Consider the following 21,067-nt stretch of genomic DNA (forward strand, 5'->3'; position numbering starts at 1 on the left):
TGCGTTTCCGACTCTATCAGATCTTTTCTCGACCCGATTTCCTCGGTGCTTTCCAGGTTTCCGCTCTCGCGTTTCCCTTTCCGGCGGTTCCGACTTTATCAGAAGTTCTGAGTCGGAATTTCCACCCGGTCCGGGGCAACCGGATCCAGTCCATGAAGCACTGGGGTTCCCGGTCGGGCAGAGCCGTAAACCTACTGGAGCGGGGTCCCTCGATGCAAATCGAGGGACCCCGCTCCGAGTTGGTCAGCGGGTTGGTCAGACCTCCACGACCACCGGGAGGATCATCGGCCTGCGCCGATAGGTGTCCGAGACCCACTTGCCGAGGGTCCGGCGGATGAGTTGCTGCAGCTGGTGGGGTTCCACGACGCCGTCCTGGGCCGAGCGTTCCAGGACCTCCGAGATCTTCGGGAGGACGGCGGCGAACGCCGAGTCCTCGATGCCGGAGCCGCGGGCCTGGACATGGGGTCCACCCGTGATCTTGCCGGTGGACGAGTCGACGACCACGAAGACCGAGATGATGCCCTCGTCGCCGAGGATCTTCCGGTCCTTGAGGGCCGGCTCTCCCACGTCACCGACGGAGAGGCCGTCGACGTAGACGTACCCCGCCTGGACCTTGCCGGAGATCTTGGCCTTGCCGGCGACGAGGTCGACGACGACGCCGTCCTCGGCGATGACGATGCGGTCGTGCGGGACGCCGGTGAGGGCGCCCAGCTCGGCGTTGGCGCGCAGATGGCGCCATTCGCCGTGGACCGGCATGAGGTTCTTCGGCCGGCAGATGTTGTAGAAGTACAGCAGCTCACCGGCGGAGGCGTGGCCGGATACGTGCACCTTGGCGTTGCCCTTGTGGACGACGTTGGCGCCCCAGCGGGTCAGGCCGTTGATGACGCGGTAGACCGCGTTCTCGTTCCCGGGGATGAGCGACGAGGCGAGGATGACCGTGTCGCCGTCGACGATGCGGATCTGGTGGTCGCGGTTGGCCATCCGGGACAGCGCGGCCATCGGTTCGCCCTGGGAGCCCGTGCAGACCAGGACCACCTGGTGGTCGGGGAGGTCGTCGAGCGTCTTGACGTCGACGACCAGGCCCGGCGGGACCTTCAGGTAGCCGAGGTCCCTCGCGATGCCCATGTTGCGGACCATGGAACGGCCGACGAAGGCGACCCTGCGGCCGTACTCGTGGGCCGCGTCCAGAATCTGCTGGATGCGGTGGACGTGGCTGGCGAAGCTCGCCACGATGATGCGCTTGCGGGCGCTGCCGAAGACCTGGCGCAGCACGTTCGAGATGTCGCGCTCGGGCGGGACGAAGCCGGGGACCTCGGCGTTCGTCGAGTCGGCCAGGAGGAGGTCGATGCCCTCCTCGCTCAGCCGTGCGAACGCGTGCAGATCGGTGAGCCGGTGGTCCAGCGGGAGCTGGTCCATCTTGAAGTCGCCGGTGTGGACGACCATGCCGGCCGGGGTGTGGATGGCGACCGCGAGGGCGTCCGGGATGGAGTGGTTGACGGCGACGAACTCGCAGTCGAAGGGACCGACGCGCTCGCGCTGGCCCTCCGCCACTTCCAGGGTGTAGGGGCGGATGCGGTGCTCCTGGAGCTTCGCCTCGATGAGCGCGAGGGTCAGCTTGGAGCCGATCAGCGGGATGTCCGGCTTCTCGCGGAGCAGGAAGGGGACGCCGCCGATGTGGTCCTCGTGGCCGTGGGTGAGGACGATGCCCTCGATGTCGTCGAGGCGGTCCCGGATGGACGAGAAGTCCGGCAGGATCAGGTCGATTCCGGGCTGCTCCTCCTCGGGGAAGAGCACTCCGCAGTCGACGATCAGCAGTCGGCCGCCGTACTCGAAGACGGTCATGTTCCGGCCGATCTCGCCGAGGCCGCCGAGTGGTGTGACGCGGAGGGCGCCCTCGGGGAGCTGGGGCGGCGGGCCGAGTTCAGGATGCGGATGACTCAAAAGACTCTCCTCAACCACGCACGCCACGTACCGGTCGGGCACGTGGCGTGCGTGACGTTCGTGCTTAAGCAGTTGTCGTTGTCTTGGTGGGGTGCGGGCACCGGTGGTCCCGCTTTATTCAGTTGTGAAGCGTTGCTGCGCGGACGGCCGCGCAGAAGTCTGTTGTCAGAGTTGTACCCCGCCGGCGGCAAGATCGATCTTGAGCTGGGCAATCTCCTCGGCCGAACATTCGACCATGGGGGCGCGCAGGGGTCCTGCGGGCAGCCCCTGGAGGGCGAGGGCGGCCTTGGTGGTCATGACGCCCTGGGTGCGGAACATGCCGGTGTAGACGGGGAGCAGCTTCTGGTGGATCTCGGCGGCCTTGACGACGTCACCGGAGGTGTAGGCGTCGACGAGGGCCCGCAGGTCGGGTGTGACCACGTGGCCGACGACCGAGACGAAGCCGACCGCGCCCACGGAGAGCAGCGGCAGGTTCAGCATGTCGTCGCCGGAGTACCAGGCGAGGCCGGACCGTGCGATGGCCCAGCTCGCGCGGCCCAGGTCGCCCTTGGCGTCCTTGTTGGCGACGATCCTCGGGTGCTCGGCGAGGCGGACGAGCGTCTCCGTGCTGATCGGGACGCCGCTGCGGCCGGGGATGTCGTAGAGCATCACGGGCAGCCCGGTGGCGTCGGCGACGGTCGTGAAGTGCCGGTACAGGCCCTCCTGCGGGGGCTTGTTGTAGTACGGCGTGACGACCAGCAGGCCGTGCGCGCCGTCGCGCTCGGCCTGACGGGCCAGCTCGACGCTGTGGTGGGTGTCGTTGGTGCCGACTCCGGCCACGACGTGGGCGCGGTCGCCGACCGCCTCCAGTACGGCTCGTACCAGGTCCGATTTCTCCGCGTCGCTGGTGGTGGGCGACTCACCGGTGGTCCCGTTGATGATCAGGCCGTCGTTGCCTGCGTCCACCAGGTGGGTGGCGAGCCGCTGTGCGCCGTCGAGGTCGAGTGCGCCGTCCGCCGTGAACGGCGTGACCATGGCGGTGAGGACCCGCCCGAAGGGGGTCTGCGGAGTGGAGGTCGGAGCCATGGGTTACACGCTACTCGGTGCTCACGGCGCGGTCTGCCCTTGGGGTGCGGGGAAAGTCCGGACAAATGCGGAGCCCGGCACTGCCTGCTCGGGGGTTCAAGCAGTGCCGGGTCCGTTTGATCAGGCTAGATGAACTTCTCTAAATGCCGCAATACGGACACCTCGCGAGGCTGATCCGTACATCTGTGCCGAGCACGACCAGAAGCTCGACCGGCGGGCCGTGGTGCGTGCTACGGCGCGACCCGGCCGTTGGCGTTGAAGGCCGCGTGCGTCAGCGGCATGAGCCTGGCCCACTCCGCCTCCATCTTCTCGCCGACCATCTCGATCTCCCGCTGCGGGAAGGACGGCACCTTGGCCAGCTCGTGCTGGGTGCGCAGCCCGAGGAAGTGCATCAGCGAGCGGGCGTTGCAGGTGGCGTACATGGAGGAGAAGAGACCGACGGGCAGGACCGCACGGGCCACCTCGCGGGCGACGCCGGCGGCGAGCATCTCCTGGTAGCGCTCGTACGCCTGGATGTACGACTCCTGCATCGAGCGCTCCACGATCTCCTGCTGTGCTGCGGTCCCGGGCACGAACTCGTACTTGCCGGGACGCCCCTGCTGCACCAGCTTGCGGTCCTCGCCGGGGACGTAGAAGACCGGCTGGAGCTCGCGGTAGCGGCCGGACTCCTCGTTGTACGAGTTGTGGACGACGAAACCGTTCGCGAGGAAGTTGTGCCAGGGGCCTTCCACCGAAAGGTCGTACGTCATCTCCTCGCCGTCGGCCTCGATGGCGACGACCTGGTCCGGCACCGCCTTGGCGACCTTGCCGCCGCGCCTGGCCAGTGCCTGCTCACCCGCGCTCTTGGTCGCGTGACACGGCTCGCAGGCCGGAGCGAGGTTCTTCTCGTCGAGGGCCTGGAGCAGGTCACCGGCCACCGGGACGACGTGGTCCAGGGCGAGCTGCTCCCGCGGGAAGTCCCGACCGCACAGGTGGCAGGTGTCGGTCTCCTTGATCAGCCGCTCGCGCTGCATCGAGGTCCACACGCCGATGCCGCGGCGCAGGCTCGGCGGGACCAGCCCCTGCGACGGGCGCGGCGCCGTGCCAGCGACCAGGACGGCATCCCCGACAGAGAGCTCTCCCGCCTTGCACCATCCCTCGGGAGTGAAGAGGGCGTGGTCGACCGTGCAGCGGAGGGTCTTGCCCGAGGCCGTGGTGATCTTGACGAGTGGCTTCACACCCGCCTCGATCACGTCGACGATCCTGGCCCGCTGGGCCAGCAGGGTCTCCTCGTCGTAGCAGCGCACGTGGTTGCGGCGGACCGATTCGAGCTTGCGGATACGGGTGCTGGGGTGCAGCTCCCGGAACTCGGCGACGGCGGACTCCGCCGCCTCTCGGTTCTCGTACAGGCCGAGGTAGTGGTTGGTGTCGCCGCGTCGCACCTGGGCCATCCACTTGCCCGCCCGGCTGTGCCAGGTCACGCCACCGGCCGAGTGCGGCAGACGGTCCTCGACACCCAGGTGCCAGAGCTTGTACAGGTCGGCGATGGTGCGACGGCGCAGGTGGCCGGCCTCGCTCTCCAGCGTGATCTCCGTGTCCCCGGCGATGCACCACCCCACCCGGTGCCGCATGAACTCGCGGAAGACGAAGATCGGGGCGCTGATGAAGAAGGTCATCGAGTTGTGCTCGAAGGGGCTGCCGTGCCGGTCCCGCATGAGGTAGTTGATCAGGCCCTTGGAGCGCTCCGGGTCCTTCGTCAGCTCGTCCAGGGACTGCTCGCCGGCGGTGGAGACGCGGGCGGCCCACAGTACGTCGGAGTCGGCCGCGCTGTGCTTGACCAGGTTGACGGCGACGTCGCTCCGGAAGCTGGGCTTGAGGTCGTCGGCGGGGGTGTCGGTCACGGCTCGGAGGGTCCTTCCATCACTTCTGTCGGGCGGCGCCCACTCTACGGCCCGGTACCGACAACGGGCGTTCGTTACCGGGGCGCGACATACGGCGGCGAATTTCTGTGAATTCGGTGAAACCGGGCACCTTCGGGGCCACTCGCCCGTCTGTGTAGATGACAGACAGTCGTTCGATCCCGAGAGGGGATGCACCGCCCATGTTCGGTCGGCGCGAACCGGTTCCGTTCGCCTTCCTCGCCGAAGCCGACAGGTTCCGGAGCAATGTGGCTCCACCGCCCCGCCAGCGGTCGTCCGTGAGCCAGATAGCCGGGCGGTGGCTGCTCGGGCTCACCCTCGTGGCCGGGCTGGTCGGCTCGCTGGTCCTCGGCATGCCGGCGCTCTCCACGCCGTCCGACACCCAGACCCAGCAGTCACAGGCCTCCCAGGGGCGCTGACTCTTCCGGACCCCCGTGAGTGGTGGGCGGGAAGACGGGCGGATAGCCTCACCGGGCACAGCCCACGCATGGATTGAGTGAGGACCAGCCGTGCCCCTGCCCTTCCTGACGGCCGACCGCACCTATGACGCGGCACTGGACAACGCCCTGCCCTTCGACGACCGCGACCGCTGGCGGCGCCCCTACCGGCCCGGGCCGTGGCGAGTCGGCGGAGCCGCCCTGTGGCTGCTGCTCGCCTCCTTCGTGCTGTTCGCGGCGGTCGCGCTGGCCCTGACCGGCTCGCTGTCCTCCGCCGCGACGGTCCTCGGCATCGCCCTGCTGATCATCGCCGCCGCCCTGCGGATACTGCGCATGGGCGTGTGGGTGAGCGCGCACGGAGTGCGCCAGGTGGGTCTGCTGTACACGCGGACGGTGCCCTGGAAGCAGGTCGCGGAGGTGCGTACGGCGCAGCAGCCGGTGCGGTGGCTGGGGCTGCCGCGGACCGTGCAGGGGCAGGCGCTGACGCTCGTACGCAAGGATCGTGCCCCGGCGGAGACCGAGCCGTTGCTGACCACGCACGGGATGGACTTCGTGGGGCGGGCGTCGGCCTTCGATCGTGCGGCGGACGTGGTGGAGGCGTGGTCGGCGGAGTACCGGCGCGGGTAGCTCCGCCGGGGGGGCCGTGATGTGCCGGGTGTCGTCTGCGGCGCCGTCGTGGCCGGTCGCGCAGTTCCCCGCGCCCCTTCAGGGCGCGACCGCTCAGGCCTCCAGTGGTCTGCCGTCGTGCAAGGCGATGGCGCGTTGCATGGCCTTGCGGGCGCGTGGGGTGTCGCGGGCGTCGTGGTAGGCGACGGCGAGGCGGAACCAGCTGCGCCAGTCGTCGGGGGCGGACTCGGTCTCGGCCTTGCGCTTGGCGAAGACCTCGTCGGCGGAGTCCCGGTCGATGCGCCCGCCGGGCGTGCGCTTCAGCTCGTCCACGGGCAGGCCGCCCTCGGCGTCGAGTTCCGCGGCGAGGGCGTTGGCCCGGCGGACGAACTGGGTGTTCTTCCACAGGAACCACAGGCCGATGACCGGCAGGATCAGCACCGCCACCCCGAAGGTGACGGTGAGGACCGTGCCGGTCTGGATGAGCATCACGCCCCTGCTGCCGACCAGGACGAAGTAGAAGAGGAGGACGGCGGCAGTGAGGGCGTAGGAGAGCTTCGCGCGCATGAGCAGGTGCCTTCCGGGGCTCAGCCCAGGTCCAGGAAGTTCTCCAGGCCGAAGGTCAGGCCCGGAGTGGTCACCACGCGGCGGGCGCCGAGCAGGATGCCCGGCATGAAGCTGCTGTGGTGGAGGGAGTCGTGGCGGATGGTGAGGGTCTCGCCCTCGGCGCCGAGGAGGACCTCCTGGTGGGCCAGGAGGCCGCGGAGGCGTACGGCGTGCACGGGGACGCCGTCCACGTCGGCGCCGCGGGCGCCGTCCAGGGCGGTGACCGTGGCGTCCGGTGCGGGTGCCGTGCCGGCCTTCGCGCGGGCCTCGGCGATGAGCTGGGCCGTGCGGGTGGCGGTGCCCGAGGGGGCGTCGACCTTGTTCGGGTGGTGGAGTTCGACGACCTCCACCGACTCGAAGTAGGGCGCGGCGATCTGCGCGAACTTCATCGTCAGCACGGCGCCGATGGAGAAGTTCGGGGCGATGAGCACGCCGGTCTCCGGGGACTGGGCGAGCCAGCCCCGCAGCTGCGCGAGGCGTTCGTCGGTCCAGCCGGTGGTGCCGACGACGGCGTGGATGCCGTGGCGTACGCAGAAGTCGAGGTTGCCCATGACCGAGGCGGGGGTGGTGAGTTCGACGGCGACCTGGGCCCCGGACGCCTCCAGCGCCTCCAGCTTGTCGCCCCGGCCGAGGGCGGCGACCAGCTCCAGGTCCTCGGCGGCCTCGACCGCCCTGACCGCCTCGGAGCCGATCCGGCCCTTGGCGCCGAGGACCGCCACGCGCAGCTTGCTCATCTTCGTTCGTTCCTTACAGGAGGGGCCTTACCGGTGGGGTGTCAGGCGACCGCGTCGTGCAGGCGTGCGGCCTGCTTGTCCTTGAGCGGGCCGATGACCGACAGCGAAGGGCGCTGTCCCAGGATGTCGCGGGCGACCGAACGGACCTCGTCCGGGGTGACCGCCGCTATCCGGGCCAGCATGTCGTCGACGGACATCTGCTCGCCCCAGCACAGTTCGCTCTTGCCGATACGGTTCATCAGCGCGCCGGTGTCCTCCAGGCCGAGGACCGTGGAGCCCTGGAGCTGGCCGATGGCACGCCCTATCTCCTCGTCCGGCAGACCGTGCGCGGCGACCTGGTCGAGTTCGTCCCGGCAGATCTTGAGGACGTCGTGCACCTGCGAGGGCCGGCAGCCGGCGTAGACGCCGAACAGGCCGCAGTCGGCGAAGCCCGAGGTGTACGAGTACACGCTGTAGGCCAGGCCGCGCTTCTCGCGGACCTCCTGGAAGAGCCGGGAGGACATGCCGCCGCCGAGGGCGGTGTTGAGCACGCCGAGCGCCCAGCGGCGGTCGTCGGTGCGGGCGAGGCCGGGCATGCCGAGGACGACGTGCGCCTGCTCGGTCTTGCGGCCGAGGAGTTCGACGCGGCCCGAGGTGCGGATGGTGCGGCTGCCGTCGCGCGGGGCGATGGGCTGAGCGTCCGAGCTCTTGAGGGCACCGGACTTCTCGAAGGCCGCGCGGACCTGTCGTACGACCTTGTTGTGGTCGATGTTGCCGGCCGCGGCGACCACCAGGTGGGTGGGGTCGTAGTGCTTCTTGTAGAAGCGGCGGATGCGGTCGGCGGTGAGGGCGTTGACCGTGTCGACGGTGCCGAGGACCGGGCGGCCGAGGGCGTTGTCGCCGAACATGGTGTGCGCGAACAGGTCGTGCACGCAGTCGCCCGGGTCGTCCTCGGTCATGGCGATCTCTTCGAGGATCGCGCCCCGCTCGACGTTGACGTCGTCTTCCAGGATCAGCGAACCCGTCAGCATGTCGCAGACGACGTCGATGGCGAGCGGCAGGTCGGTGTCGAGCACGCGTGCGTAGTAGCACGTGTACTCCTTCGCCGTGAACGCGTTCATCTCGCCGCCGACCGCGTCGATGGCAGAGGAGATGTCCAGCGCACTACGCCGGGTCGTGCCCTTGAAGAGCAGGTGCTCCAGGTAGTGGGTGGCGCCGTTCAGGGCGGGGGTCTCGTCGCGGGAGCCGACGTGGGCCCAGATGCCGAAGGTCGCGGAGCGGACCGAGGGCAGGGTCTCGGTGACGATGCGCAGGCCGCCGGGGAGGGTGGTCTTGCGGACCGTGCCGATGCCGTTCTCGCCCTTGATCAGGGTTTGGGTACGGGCGACGGCCCGCGCCTCCGAAGAGGTGCGGGCCGTCGTCGTAGAGCTGCTCGACGTCACTTGTCGGTGTCGTCCTTCTGCTCGTCCTCGGAGCCTTCCTCGCCCTCGACCACGGGGATGAGGGAGAGCTTGCCGCGGGAGTCGATCTCGGCGATCTCGACCTGGACCTTCTGGCCCACACCGAGGACGTCCTCGACGTTCTCCACGCGCTTGCCGCCGGCCAGCTTGCGGATCTGCGAGATGTGCAGCAGACCGTCCTTGCCGGGCAGCAGGGAGACGAACGCACCGAAGGTGGTCGTCTTCACGACCGTGCCCAGGTAGCGCTCGCCGACCTCGGGCATCGTCGGGTTGGCGATGCCGTTGATGGTCGTACGGGCGGCCTCGGCGGACGGGCCGTCGGCGGCACCGATGTAGATGGTGCCGTCGTCCTCGATGGTGATCTCGGCGCCGGTGTCCTCCTGGATCTGGTTGATCATCTTGCCCTTGGGGCCGATGACCTCGCCGATCTTGTCCACGGGGATCTTGACGGTGATGATCCGCGGGGCGTTGGGGGACATCTCGTCCGGGGTGTCGATCGCTTCCATCATCACGTCGAGGATGTGGAGGCGGGCGTCCCGGGCCTGCTTGAGGGCGGCGGCCAGGACGGAGGCCGGGATGCCGTCGAGCTTGGTGTCGAGCTGGAGCGCGGTCACGAACTCCTTGGTGCCGGCGACCTTGAAGTCCATGTCACCGAAGGCGTCCTCCGCACCGAGGATGTCGGTGAGGGTGACGTAGTGCGTCTCGCCGTCGATCTCCTGGGAGATCAGGCCCATGGCGATACCGGCGACCGGGGCCTTCAGCGGCACACCGGCGTTCAGCAGCGACATGGTGGAGGCGCAGACCGAACCCATCGACGTCGAGCCGTTGGAGCCGAGGGCCTCGGACACCTGGCGGATCGCGTAGGGGAACTCCTCGCGGGTCGGCAGGACCGGGACCAGGGCGCGCTCGGCGAGGGCGCCGTGGCCGATCTCGCGCCGCTTCGGGGAGCCGACGCGGCCGGTCTCGCCGGTGGAGTACGGCGGGAAGTTGTAGTTGTGCATGTAGCGCTTGCGGGTCACCGGGGAGAGGGTGTCCAGCTGCTGCTCCATCCGGAGCATGTTCAGGGTGGTGACGCCCAGGATCTGGGTCTCGCCACGCTCGAACAGCGCCGAACCGTGCACGCGCGGGATGGCCTCGACCTCGGCGGCGAGCGTACGGATGTCCGTGACGCCGCGGCCGTCGATGCGCTTCTTCTCCTTGATCACGCGCTCGCGGACCAGCTGCTTGGTGAGCGAGCGGTACGCGGCGGAGATCTCCTTCTCGCGGCCCTCGAACTCCGGGAGCAGCTTCTCGGCGGCCAGACCCTTGACGCGGTCCAGCTCGGCCTCGCGCTCCTGCTTGCCCGCGATCGTCAGCGCGGAGGCCAGCTCCGGGCGGACGGCGGCGGACAGCGCCTCCAGGACGTCGTCCTGGTAGTCGAGGAAGATCGGGAACTCGCCGGTCGGCTTGGCGGCCTTGGCGGCGAGGTCGGCCTGGGCCTTGCAGAGGACCTTGATGAAGGGCTTCGCGGCGTCCAGACCGGCGGCCACGACGTCCTCGGTGGGGGCCTCGGCGCCGCCCTTGACCAGCTGGATGGTCTTCTCGGTGGCCTCGGCCTCGACCATCATGATCGCGACGTCGCCGTCCTCCAGGGCGCGACCGGCGACCACCATGTCGAAGACGGCGTCCTCGAGCTCGGAGTGCGTCGGGAAGGCGACCCACTGGCCGTTGATCAGCGCGACGCGGACGCCGCCGATCGGGCCGGAGAAGGGCAGGCCGGCCAGCTGGGTGGACGCGGACGCGGCGTTGATCGCGACGACGTCGTACAGGTGGTCGGGGTTGAGCGCCATGATGGTGGCGACGACCTGGATCTCGTTGCGCAGGCCCTTCTTGAAGGACGGGCGCAGCGGGCGGTCGATCAGACGGCAGGTGAGGATCGCGTCCTCGCTCGGCCGGCCCTCACGGCGGAAGAAGGAACCCGGGATCTTGCCGGCGGCGTACATCCGCTCCTCGACGTCCACCGTGAGGGGGAAGAAGTCGAGCTGGTCCTTGGGGTTCTTGGAGGCGGTGGTGGCCGACAGCACCATGGTGTCGTCGTCCAGGTACGCCACGGCGGAGCCGGCGGCCTGCTTGGCCAGGCGGCCCGTCTCGAAGCGGATGGTGCGGGTGCCGAAGGCGCCATTGTCGATGACGGCCTCGGCGTAGTGGGTCTCGTTCTCCACTAGCGTTTTCTCCGTTACTTTCGTCTGCGTTACGTCTTTTGTCCTGGTCTGCCCGTGTGGCAGGAGGACGGGTGCGGAGAAGCGCGCCGTGCTGTGCGGGCCGGTCTTCGATCGAAGCACCCGGGGCTCGCTTCCCCCCGGGGGCCACTACCGAGGACCGGCGGCGGCTTGGGTGCGCTTCTCCTTGTGTCGTGCGTATTGCGTTGTGCTACCACACTACAAAGCGTGAGTGACACTCCGCACGTTTCCGCACGTACGGCAAAGGGAGCGGCCCCGGGTGTCTCTCCGGGAACCGCTCCCTTCACGGCGTCTTACTTGGCGCCCGCCGCACCGCGGCGGATGCCCAGGCGGTCGACCAGCGCACGGAAGCGCTGGATGTCCTTCTTCGCCAGGTACTGCAGGAGGCGACGGCGCTGACCGACCAGGATCAGCAGACCACGACGGGAGTGGTGGTCGTGCTTGTGGACCTTCAGGTGCTCCGTCAGGTCGGAGATCCGACGCGACAGCATGGCGACCTGGACCTCGGGGGAGCCGGTGTCGCCCTCCTTGGTACCGAACTCGGTGATGATCTGCTTCTTCGTAGCGGCGTCGAGCGACACGCGTACTCCTCGTAGTCTGAATGGCCACCGAGTGCCCCCGGTCTTTTTCTCGGGGGAGCTTCCGTTACTCGGGAGGCGGGGATCCGCTGGGCGCTGCCTCCGGGGTCCACGAGGAACTCCGGGGGTGCGTACACAAACGGCCGTCGTCCAGGGTACCAGTGCCGGTACGGGGCTCTGTCCCGGGGATCCGGAAGAAAGTACGAGGCCTCTGCCACCGCCAGTAGTGTGACGGTCACAGCCTAGGTACGACGGGAAGGGGTCGCTGCGGGATGAGCGAGACGGCTGAGGAGATGAAGGCGCGCAAGGAGCGGGAACGGGACGAGCTCTACGCGCTCGACATCTCGGGCGTCGAGTGGCACTGCGCGCCCGGTACCGAGCAGGACGAGGAGCGCGTCGAGATCGCCTACCTTCCCGAGGGCGCGGTGGCGATGCGGTCGTCGCTCGACCACGGCACCGTGCTGCGGTACACGGAGGCGGAGTGGCGGGCGTTCGTACTGGGCGCCCGGGACGGTGAGTTCGACCTGGAACCGAACGAGCGCAACGGCGGGCTGACCGCCCAGTAGACGGCCGGGACTTCACGGGGCGGCACACGCGCGTGCCGCCCCCTTCCTTTTCCCCTGTGCTCCGTCCGCACGCACGCGGACCGGTGACCCCCGCCAACTGGCACCCGGAGTGACGGTTGTTGCCCGTTTTGTTCATCGATTGTTCGGCAATACGAAGGCCCCGCACACCACTTCCGGGCAGGGTGTGACCAGGAGGACCTCTGACGAGAGGCGGACGGGCCTGCCGAGGTGCGGCTCGCGGTGATTAGGCTGGGAGGGTGGCACGACGTCCGGACCGTGAATACGGCGTCGGTGTCCCGAGGGGGAGAGCCGGTGGATCGGACTACCTCACACGAATACGGATGCTGAGAACGACACGACATGGTCGTCGCGCCGGCACGGCATGAGGGTGCTCGACCACACCAGGAGGAACTGTGAGCAGCGATCGGGACGGGATCCGCGGGGGCTGGGCCACACCCGGCGATGACCAGCCCGACGCGGAGTCCCTCAACGAGATGACGGGCGAGTTCACCATCGACTACGCACCGCCCGCCTGGTACACGCAGAACGCGGCCGACGGTTCCGGCCCGGCGAGCGGCGGACCGGGGGGTCCGGCCGGACCGGGTGGTCCGGGTGCGCCGGGACCCGCGGGTGCGGCCGGTGCGGAGAGCGGGCCGGGTACGGGAGCCGGTCCAGGGGCCGGTGCGGGTGCGGGTGCGGGGCGGGCCGCCGGGCCTCGTTCGCCGTTCCCGCCGGGGGCGCCGATTCCCGGGCTGACCCCTCCTCCGCACGCCCAGCAGGGGGGCGGGAGGCCGGGTCCGGGGGTGCCCTTCACCCCGCCGCCGGCTGCGCCGCCGTCGGCTCCCGGCGCACCGTTCACACCACCGCCCGCGTCGACTCCGGGCGCACCGTTCACGCCACCGCCCGCGTCCGCTCCCGGCGCACCGTTCACTCCGCCGCCCACCGCGACGCCGGGGGCGCCGTTCACGCGTCCGGCGGCTTCGGTGCCTCCGGCGGCTCCGGTGCCTCCGGTGCCTCCGGTGCCTCCGGTGCCGGGTTCCGCGACGCCGGGGGTGCCCGCGGCTCCTGCCACACCGCCGCACGTTGCGATGCCGGGCGCGCCGTTCACCGCTCCGCCCGCGTCAACTCCCGGAGCGCCGTTCACTCCCGCGCCCGCGTCAACGCCAGGGGCTCCTTTCACCCCTCCGCCCACCTCCACGCCGGGCGCGCCGTTCACGCCGCCGGTGCCGAGCGCGGACGCCGGGGCACCGGCCGCCCCGCCCATGGCACCGTTCACCCCGCCCCCGGGTGTGCCGCCTGTCGGCGGTCCGGCCGGCGTGCCGCAGCTGCCGGTCGGTTTCGAGCCGCAGTCGGCCACCGCCGAGGAGCCGGCACCGGAGCCCGAGGAGGACGACGGTGACCTGGAGAGCGGTTCGACCATCCGGCTCTCCCCCGTCGCACTGAAGCGCGAGATGGCCGAGGCCGCCGCGCCTGCTGTCGCCGAAGAGGGCGAAGAGCAAGGCGAATCGGAGGCAGCGGCCGTCGCGCTTCCGGCGAACTCCGACGCAGATGCCGAGTACGCCGAGAACGGCGAGAACGGCGAGAACGGCGAAGTCACCACGGACGCCGAGGACATGGACGAGGGGGCGGCCGAGGCCGTCACCCCCGGTGCCACCGGCGCCGACGGTACGGCCGCGGCGGAAGGGCACGTGCGGGAAGCCGTCCCGGCGGACGACACGGATGACACGGACAACACGAACGAAGGCGAGCTGCCGGACGCCGTCGTCGCGGACGCCCATGACGGCGACGACGACAACGACGCCGAGGCTCGCGACGAGAACGACGAGGCCGACGAGGCCGTAGCCGTCGTCGACCCCGTCGAACCCCCCGCCGCGGTCCCCGCGCCTCCGGCCCCGCCGCAGGACGCACCCCCGGCTCCCGAGGACATCGTGCCCACCGCCTGGGCTCCCCCGCCGACGCCTCCCGCGGTGGTTCCGCCGCTGCCGCCGTCGTACCAGCCCGCGGCCCCCGCGCCCGCCGCCCAGTGGCCGGTCCAGCCGGCGGCGCCGGAGCCCGCGCCCGGTCAGCCGCAGGCCCAGCCCGCCGCCGCACAGGGGCAGCAGCCGTTCCAGCCCCCGCAGGCACCGCAGCCCGCGCCCGCCGCCTGGAACCAGCCCGCGCCCCCGCAGCCCGGACAGCCACAGCCGTACGCACCGCAGCCCGCCGCGCCCGACGCACAGGGCGGCTACGGCTTCCCCCAGCCGGGCGTCCCCGTTCCGCCGCCGCAGGCGCCGGGCGGCTACGGCTTCCCGCAGCCCGGGCAGCCGCTGGTCCCGGGCCAGCCCGGCGGTTACGGGTTCCCGCAGCCGGGCCAGCCGCCGCAGGCCGCCCCGCACGCCCCGCAGGACCCGCGCGCCGCCCAGGCGGCACCGCAGCAGCCGCCGCAGAGCCCGCAGGCGGCCGAGGCGCAGGCCGCGCAGCCCCAGCCGCCCGTCGACCCGCGGGCCGGCGCCGCCTGGCCGCAGCCCATCCAGCACGACCAGCGGCAGATGACCAACCCCGGTGCCGCGCCGCTGGGTTACACAGCCGCCGTGGAGCTGTCCTCCGACCGGCTGCTCAACAACAAGAAGCAGAAGGCGAAGAGCGGCCGGCCCACCGCCGCGGCCTCCCGGTTCAAGATCGGCGGGAAGAAGGAGGAGGCCGAGCGGCAGCGGAAGCTGGACCTGATCCGCACGCCGGTGCTGTCCTGCTACCGGATAGCGGTGATCAGCCTCAAGGGCGGCGTGGGCAAGACGACCACGACGACCGCGCTGGGCTCCACGCTCGCCACCGAGCGCCAGGACAAGATCCTCGCCATCGACGCCAACCCCGACGCCGGCACCCTCGGCCGCCGCGTGCGCCGCGAGACCGGGGCCACCATCCGCGACCTGGTCCAGGCGATCCCGTACCTCAACTCCTACATGGACATCCGGCGGTTCACCTCGCAGGCGCCGTCCGGCCTGGAGATCATCGCCAACGACGTCGACCCGGCCGTGTCGACCACGTTCAACGACGAGGACTACCGGCGCGCGATCGACGTGCTGGGCAAGCAGTACCCGGTCATCCTCACCGACTCCGGCACCGGCCTGCTCTACAGCGCCATGCGCGGGGTGCTCGACCTCGCCGACCAGCTGATCATCATCTCGACGCCGTCGGTGGACGGGGCGAGCAGCGCGAGCACGACGCTGGACTGGCTGTCCGCGCACGGCTACGCCGATCTCGTCTCGCGGTCCATCACCGTCATCTCCGGGGTCCGCGAGACCGGCAAGATGATCAAGGTCGAGGACATCGTGCAGCACTTCGAGACGCGCTGCCGGGGTGTCGTGGTCGTCCCCTTCGACGAACACCTGTCCGCGGGTGCCGAGGTCGACCTCGACATGATGCGGCCCAAGGTGCGCGAGGCGTACTTCAACCTCGCGGCGATGGTCGCCGAGGACTTCGTACGCCACCAGCAGATGCACGGCCTGTGGACCAACGACGGCAACCCGCCGCCGGTCGCCGCCCCGCCCATGCCGGGCCAGCCCCTGCCCGGGCAGCAGCAGTACGCACCCGGGCAGCCGCAGCAGCCGTACGCCGCCCCCGGGCAGCCCCAGCCGTACGCGCCGCCGCCCGGACAGCCCTATCCCCCGCAGCAGCAGCCGTACCCGGGGCAGCAGCCGTATCCGCAGCAGGAGCTGTACGGCCAGCCGCAGCCGGGCGCCCAGCCGTACCCGCAGCAGCCGGGATACGGCTACCCGCAGCAGCCCCCGCAGCCGCCGCAGGCTCCGCAGGAGCAGCCGCCGCAGCAGTAGCCGGAACGCCGAAGGGCGGTCGGTGCCTCGCGCACCGGCCGCCCTTCGGCGTATCGCAGAGCCTCCGCCGGATCAGGCGTGCTCGGCCGCCACCAGCTCGCGGCAGCGCTTGACGTCCTCGGCCATCTGCTCAAGGAGGGCGTCGAGCGAGTCGAACTTGGCCTGGCCGCGGACGTAGGCCAGGAAGTCGACGGCGACGTGCAGGCCGTACAGGTCCAGGCCCACGCGGTCGATGGCGTACGCCTCCACCGTGCGCTCGGTGCCGTCGAACTGCGGGTTGGTGCCGACGGAGATCGCGGCCGGCATCACCTCGCCCTGCGCGTGCAGGTAGCCGGCGTAGACGCCGTCGGCGGGGATCGCGGTGTGCGGGAGGGTCTCCACGTTGGCGGTGGGGAAGCCCAGCTCACGGCCGCGCTGGGCGCCGCGCACGACCACACCCTCGACCCGGTGCGGGCGGCCCAGGATCTCGCGGGCGCCCGCCATGTCGCCCTCGGCGACCAGGCGCCGGGTCAGGGTCGAGGAGAACGGCTCGCCGCCGCCCGCCTCCCCGCGCACGAACAGGTCGACGACCTCGACCTCGAAGTCGTACACCTTGCCCTGCTCGACGAGGAACTCGACGTTGCCCGCGGCCTTGTGGCCGAAGCGGAAGTTGGGGCCCTCGACGACCGCCTTGGCGTGCAACTTGTCGACCAGGACCTTCACCACGAAGTCGGCGGCCGACAGCTTCGAGAACTCCGTGGTGAACGGGAGGATCAGCACCGCGTCCACGCCCAGGTCCGCCATCAGCTCGGCGCGGGTGTGGTGCGGGGCGAGCAGCGGCGGGTGGCTGCCGGGGCGGACGACCTCGCTGGGGTGCGGGTCGAAGGTGACGACGACGGCCGGGATGCCCAGCTCACGGGCGCGGTCCACGGCATGCCGGATGATCAGCTGGTGACCGCGGTGCACCCCGTCGTAGGACCCGATGGTGACGACGCTGCGCCCCCAGCCCTCGGGGATGTCCTCCAAGCCACGCCAGCGCTGCACTGTGTCCGCTCCTCGAACCTGTGTCCGTTGTCCGTCTTACGCAGGTCTAAGGGTGCCATGTTTGCCCGACCCGTCTCACACCGGCACGGTCGCTGTGACCGGGCGCACGTGTCCGCGCTCACGCCGGGACCCTGACGCCCGCCAGGTTTCCCAGCATGCGGCGGGTGCTGGGGCCGACCACCGCGGCCCACTCCTGCGGGGTGTCGGTGAGCCAGCGGGCCATCAGGGCGGCGAATCCGGGGACGTGCCGGCCGAGGTCGACCAGCCCGCGGTCGAAGAGGGTCGCCCCGTCCGGGGTGCGGACCAGCAGCAGCCCGGTGCGCCTGACCAGCTCGCGCATCCCGTCGCCGTCGTCCTCGCGCTGCGCGGCGGCGGCGTGCAGCAGCGCGTCGAGGACACCCGGCTCGCGCTCGCGGGCCAGCAGGAACTCCAGGAGCTCCCGGCGCAGCGGTCGGGAGGCGGGGGTGCCGGCCGCGCCGAGTACGGTCGCGAGGGCCGCCCTGACCGGCTCGGGGCCGTCGTGGAGCAGCCCGGTGACCAGGGGCAGGAGGACGGTACGGGCCGCGGCGCCCTGGTCCAGTCGGCGCTCGACGAAGCCGGCCACCTGCCCGGCCAGCGCCGGCCGCAGTTCGGCGGCCTCCAGGACCAGCTCGGCGACCCGCTGGGCGAGGGCGGGAGCGGTGACATGGGCGAGCGTGCGCAGTACCTGGGCGGCGTCCGGTCCGCGCAGCCGGACCCGGAAGGCTTCCAGGATCTCGTCGGAGTGGGTGACGAGGGCGGGGACCAGGGCGGCCGGGGTGAGCTGGTGGTCGCCGTCGGCGAAGTGCCGCAGCGCCTGCGGGAGATGGCGGGCGCGGGTCGCCGGGTCGCGGACCAGGAGGGCGAGGGCGCCGCCGTGCAGGGTGCAGTCGGCGGGGCGGGCGAGCAGGGCGAGGGCGGCGTAGCGGAGCAGTTCGCGGTCGGGTTCGCTGTGCACGTGCGGGGCGGTGCGCAGCCCGTGGGCCATGGCGGCCACCCGGCGGGCCGGGCGCTCGTCGTGCGCCCAGCGGTCGACGGCCCGGCACATCGCCGACGGCTCGTCCTCGGCGAGTACGGCGAGCAGTTCGTCGCCACGCCGGTGGGCGGCGTCCACCAGCACCTCGGTCAGGTCGTCCAGGGCCCGGTGCCGGTGGGTGTGCAGCAACGCCTGGGCGGCCGTCGCCACGGTGGCGTGCGGCATCGCGGGCAACGGCCGCTCGTCGTCGAACCACCGGGTGAGACACGGCTGTACGGCCGTGGGGTCGGCGGACAGCAGTCGGGCCACGGCGTCCAGGTAGCGGGGGGCGGCGCCGCCGGGCTGCTCCGTCGGCGGCCGGGGCTGCGACCTGGTCGACGGCCTGGTCGGCTGGAGCGGCTGGAGCGGCTGGAGCGGCTGGGACAGGTGAGCCGGCTGGGTCAGATGAGTCCGCTGGGACGGCTTTGGGCCGAAGCGGCTGATGCGCGCGGTCTCCGGGTCCGGGGCGGGGTCCGGCAGCGGCTCGTCGGCGAGGACGAGCCTGCGCAGCAGATCGAAGCGGTCGGCGTCCGGGAGGGCGAGCGCGGTCCAGAAGTCCGGGCCGAGTTCCGGGGGCGCGGTGCGCGGCCGGCCCACGACCCGGTCGGCGAGCAGCCGGAGCACCCCCGTGTACGGGGTCGCGTCGGGCAGCCGCAGCAGGGTCTGGGTGAGCAGCCGCGCGGCCCACCAGGAACCGGGGTCCAGATCGAGGGCGTGCATCAACTCGTCGAGTCGGGGCGTGAGTCGGGTGGGCCCGTACTCGCGGTCGAGCAGCAGCAGGGCCTGCACGACCGGGCCGGCCCTGTGGTGCGGGACGGGCAGGGGGTGGGCGCCGAGCGGGGTGCGGGGGCGGTGGACGAGGGCGTGCAGGGCCTCGTCCAGGTCCAGGTGCATGCCCTGGATCCAGTCGGCGAGTTCCTCGTGGGCGAAGCGGTAGCCGGCGCCCGCGGGCACCAGCAGGCCCTCGGTGAGCACGGCGGAGGCCCACCCGGAGCCACCGCCGAGGTGGGCCGGGACGGGTCCCCAGGGGAACACCGCCTCGAACGACTCCCGGTCCAGCTCGCCCTGGCCGGGGCCGAGGCTGCGCCGGGCGGCCTCGTGCACCTGGCCGGAGACCCGGGCGGCGAGCCGTCGTACGGCCGTGCCCCGCAGGCCGTTCTCGGCGGCCAGGCGGACCGCGATGCGCAGGCACATCAGGTCGAGGTGGGCGGCGAAGACGTCGTGCCGGTCGAGCGGGTCGACGATGGCCGGGGCGTCCGGGAGGGCGGCGCGGACCTCGGAGAGCAGCCGCAGGGCGAGGGGATGGCGGGCGTCGTGGTCGATGAGGGCGCCGTCGGGGATGCCGTAGCGGGCGCGGGCGCGGCGGGCCTCGTCGGGGGTGAGGTCGGTCAGCCGGAGGCAGGCGGGGTCGCCGGTGCCCCGGTGCAGCAGGTCGGGCGGGAACTCGGCGCCCGCGCGCTCCCAGTACTCCTCGCGGCAGGCCAGGAGCAGGCGGGCGCCGGTGTCGCGCAGCCAGTCCGCGGTGCCCTCGGTCCAGGCGGGGAGCCGGTGGGCGAGGACCGGGGGCATCTCCTCGGGGCCGTCCAGCAGGAGGAGGAGCGGGCGGCCGGCGCGGGCGGCGAGGCGGGCCAGCCGCTCCACGGTCAGCTCTCCGAGATCGCCGGGGAGTTGGGAGCGGGAGGCGGCGACGATACGGACCGCGCGGTCCAGGGAGCGGCGGGCCGCGTCGGCGACGGAGCCGTCGGCGTCCCTGAGGTCGGCGCCGCGGAGCCAGAGGGTGGGGGCCGGGTTCGCTTCGCGGGTGCGGTGGGCGGCGAGGGCGGCGAGTTCCGTGGTGCGGCCCGTGCCGGGGGCGCCGACGAGGGCCAGGACGGTGCCGGTGGCTTTTCCGGCGCGGGTGCCTTCGGCGAAGGCCGACAGTTCCTTTGCCGTCGCGGCTCGTTCTACCGGTTGGACGGGGTCGGTGTGTTCGCCTGCGAGTGCCATGAAGGGTGGTGGCGCGAGTGCGGGTGCGTCGTGGCTGGTCGCGCAGTTCCCCGCGCCCCTTTGGGGCGGGGGGCCGTCCTGGCCTACGGAGGTGGCCGTCAGTTCCAGTACGCCTGCGAGGTTGAGGTCGATGCCGTAGGCCGGGACCGTGGCCGCGTTGGTGGCCAGGAGGTCGGCGAGGGGGCCGCTGTCCGGGTGGTGGAGGGGGACGGCGAAGCCCACGTCGCGCTGGCCGGACTGGAGGGCGGTGCCGAGGACTGCCAGGACCGCGCCGGTCTCCGCGTCCAGGACCGGACCGCCGGCCGCCCCGCCGCCCAGCCGCAGGGCGTCCCGGCCCGCCGTGCCGATCGCCAGCTCCAGGGCGTCTTCGAGGAGGTGGAAGCGGTCGGTGGCGGTGTACGTCACCTGGGTCGCGGCCAGCACCCGGGCCTCGCGCCAGCGGTCGGCGGCGATGCGCACGTAGGCGCCGGCCGGGATGCGTTCCCGTACGGTGATCGGGAGCGGGGCCACGGCGAGGCCCTCGGTGCGGACGAGGGCCAGGTCGTAGGCGGGCAGCGGGACGACGGCGTCCGAGCCGACCACGCAGGTGCGGTCCCCGGCCGCGTGCAGCACGATCCGGGCGAGGCCGTCGACGGCCTCGTGACTGGTGATGAGCGTGCCCTGGTGATCGGCCAGGAATCCGGTGCCGCGCGGGCGTCCGGCGAGGTCGCGGATCCGGACCAGCCGCTCGTCCGGCCGCGTTCCCGGCTCCTGCCCGGTGCCCGGCTCCTGCCCGGTGCCCGGTTCCTGCTCCGCTCCCGGCTCCCGCCGCGCCTCCCGGGTACCGTCCGCCGTCCGGCGACCGCTCCCGGTCCGCGGGCCCCGTCCCGCCATGATCGAACCTCCCCGCCCGTACACCCGTGCCCTTTGTCCGGGGCTGTCTTCGACCGTAGGCGCGAAATGATCAGCGGGACAGAGCGGGCGGTGAACGCGCCCCCCTCCGCTCCCCCGCTTCACTCCGAGCGCCTGCTCGGTCGGGTGAATAGCCAGGGGCGGGTGGATACACCCTAGGGGTGGGGGAACCGAGGGGGGACCGTGGAGCGGCGGCGGCGCCAGACCCCGTGGTCGCCGCTCCACGGGCACACCAG

General features: G+C 71.7%; 13 protein-coding genes and 3 pseudogenes. 4 read left to right on the plus strand and 12 right to left on the minus strand.

The window, feature by feature from the left end; genetic code table 11:
- Window positions 1-255: 255 nt before the first annotated feature.
- The 5 genes and pseudogenes from AB0D74_RS10810 to AB0D74_RS10830 form a co-directional block, all read right to left on the minus strand.
- A complete protein-coding gene (locus tag AB0D74_RS10810; protein WP_362583113.1) occupies window positions 256-1,941 on the minus strand; it encodes a ribonuclease J in 1,686 nt (561 codons plus the stop codon).
- Window positions 1,942-2,106: 165 nt separating this feature from the next.
- Window positions 2,107-3,006 (minus strand): 4-hydroxy-tetrahydrodipicolinate synthase, encoded by a 900-nt coding sequence (gene dapA / locus AB0D74_RS10815; protein ID WP_362583116.1) that lies wholly within the window; start codon window positions 3,004-3,006, stop codon window positions 2,107-2,109.
- A 230-nt stretch (window positions 3,007-3,236) separates the two neighbouring features.
- Window positions 3,237-3,686, minus strand: a pseudogene (gene thyX, locus AB0D74_RS10820) (FAD-dependent thymidylate synthase); the annotation flags it as partial.
- A gap of 3 nt (window positions 3,687-3,689) precedes the next feature.
- Window positions 3,690-4,616 (minus strand): annotated as a pseudogene (locus AB0D74_RS10825) (HNH endonuclease); the annotation flags it as partial.
- Window positions 4,596-4,886: pseudogene (locus AB0D74_RS10830) on the minus strand (FAD-dependent thymidylate synthase); the annotation flags it as partial. The pseudogenes AB0D74_RS10825 and AB0D74_RS10830, both read right to left, overlap by 21 nt.
- 200 nt (window positions 4,887-5,086) lie before the next feature.
- On the opposite strand from AB0D74_RS10830, the gene AB0D74_RS10835 reads away from it, so the two are divergent.
- Both AB0D74_RS10835 and AB0D74_RS10840 read left to right on the plus strand, forming a co-directional pair.
- Window positions 5,087-5,323: a hypothetical protein gene (locus AB0D74_RS10835; protein WP_362583119.1), complete on the plus strand. Its 237-nt coding sequence runs from the start codon at window positions 5,087-5,089 to the stop codon at window positions 5,321-5,323.
- A 90-nt stretch (window positions 5,324-5,413) separates the two neighbouring features.
- Window positions 5,414-5,968, plus strand: coding sequence for a hypothetical protein (locus tag AB0D74_RS10840; RefSeq protein WP_362583122.1), 555 nt, complete (start codon window positions 5,414-5,416; stop codon window positions 5,966-5,968).
- Between the two features lie 93 nt (window positions 5,969-6,061).
- On the opposite strand, the gene AB0D74_RS10845 is transcribed toward AB0D74_RS10840, so the two are convergent.
- From AB0D74_RS10845 to rpsO, 5 genes are all read right to left on the minus strand, one after another.
- A complete protein-coding gene (locus AB0D74_RS10845) occupies window positions 6,062-6,514 on the minus strand; it encodes a hypothetical protein (protein WP_362583125.1) in 453 nt (150 codons plus the stop codon).
- Between the two features lie 20 nt (window positions 6,515-6,534).
- The gene (gene dapB, locus AB0D74_RS10850; RefSeq protein ID WP_362583128.1) at window positions 6,535-7,287 is read right to left on the minus strand and encodes a 4-hydroxy-tetrahydrodipicolinate reductase; all 753 of its coding nucleotides are present in this window, start codon (window positions 7,285-7,287) and stop codon (window positions 6,535-6,537) included.
- 41 nt (window positions 7,288-7,328) lie between these two features.
- Window positions 7,329-8,708 (minus strand): pitrilysin family protein, encoded by a 1,380-nt coding sequence (locus AB0D74_RS10855; RefSeq protein WP_362583131.1) that lies wholly within the window; start codon window positions 8,706-8,708, stop codon window positions 7,329-7,331.
- Window positions 8,705-10,927 (minus strand): polyribonucleotide nucleotidyltransferase, encoded by a 2,223-nt coding sequence (locus tag AB0D74_RS10860; RefSeq protein ID WP_362583134.1) that lies wholly within the window; start codon window positions 10,925-10,927, stop codon window positions 8,705-8,707. The genes AB0D74_RS10855 and AB0D74_RS10860 overlap by 4 nt, the downstream gene beginning before the upstream one ends.
- A gap of 311 nt (window positions 10,928-11,238) precedes the next feature.
- The gene (gene rpsO / locus AB0D74_RS10865; protein ID WP_089098391.1) at window positions 11,239-11,526 is read right to left on the minus strand and encodes a 30S ribosomal protein S15; all 288 of its coding nucleotides are present in this window, start codon (window positions 11,524-11,526) and stop codon (window positions 11,239-11,241) included.
- Between the two features lie 269 nt (window positions 11,527-11,795).
- Here rpsO and AB0D74_RS10870 point away from each other — a divergent pair, with 269 nt between their 5' ends.
- Together AB0D74_RS10870 and AB0D74_RS10875 are read left to right on the plus strand one after the other, a co-directional pair.
- Window positions 11,796-12,089 (plus strand): DUF397 domain-containing protein, encoded by a 294-nt coding sequence (locus AB0D74_RS10870; protein WP_362583138.1) that lies wholly within the window; start codon window positions 11,796-11,798, stop codon window positions 12,087-12,089.
- A 413-nt stretch (window positions 12,090-12,502) separates the two neighbouring features.
- Window positions 12,503-15,898, plus strand: a complete 3,396-nt coding sequence (locus AB0D74_RS10875) for an SCO5717 family growth-regulating ATPase (protein WP_362583141.1) — start codon at window positions 12,503-12,505, stop codon at window positions 15,896-15,898.
- 72 nt (window positions 15,899-15,970) lie between these two features.
- Here AB0D74_RS10875 and AB0D74_RS10880 read toward each other — a convergent pair whose 3' ends face one another.
- Both AB0D74_RS10880 and AB0D74_RS10885 read right to left on the minus strand, forming a co-directional pair.
- The gene (locus tag AB0D74_RS10880; RefSeq protein WP_362583144.1) at window positions 15,971-16,921 is read right to left on the minus strand and encodes a bifunctional riboflavin kinase/FAD synthetase; all 951 of its coding nucleotides are present in this window, start codon (window positions 16,919-16,921) and stop codon (window positions 15,971-15,973) included.
- Window positions 16,922-17,039: 118 nt separating this feature from the next.
- Window positions 17,040-20,813: a trypsin-like peptidase domain-containing protein gene (locus tag AB0D74_RS10885; protein WP_362583147.1), complete on the minus strand. Its 3,774-nt coding sequence runs from the start codon at window positions 20,811-20,813 to the stop codon at window positions 17,040-17,042.
- Window positions 20,814-21,067 lie beyond the last annotated feature (254 nt).

The sequence above is a fragment of the Streptomyces sp. NPDC048278 genome, assembly GCF_040652195.1.
Classification (GTDB): Bacteria; Actinomycetota; Actinomycetes; order Streptomycetales; family Streptomycetaceae; genus Streptomyces.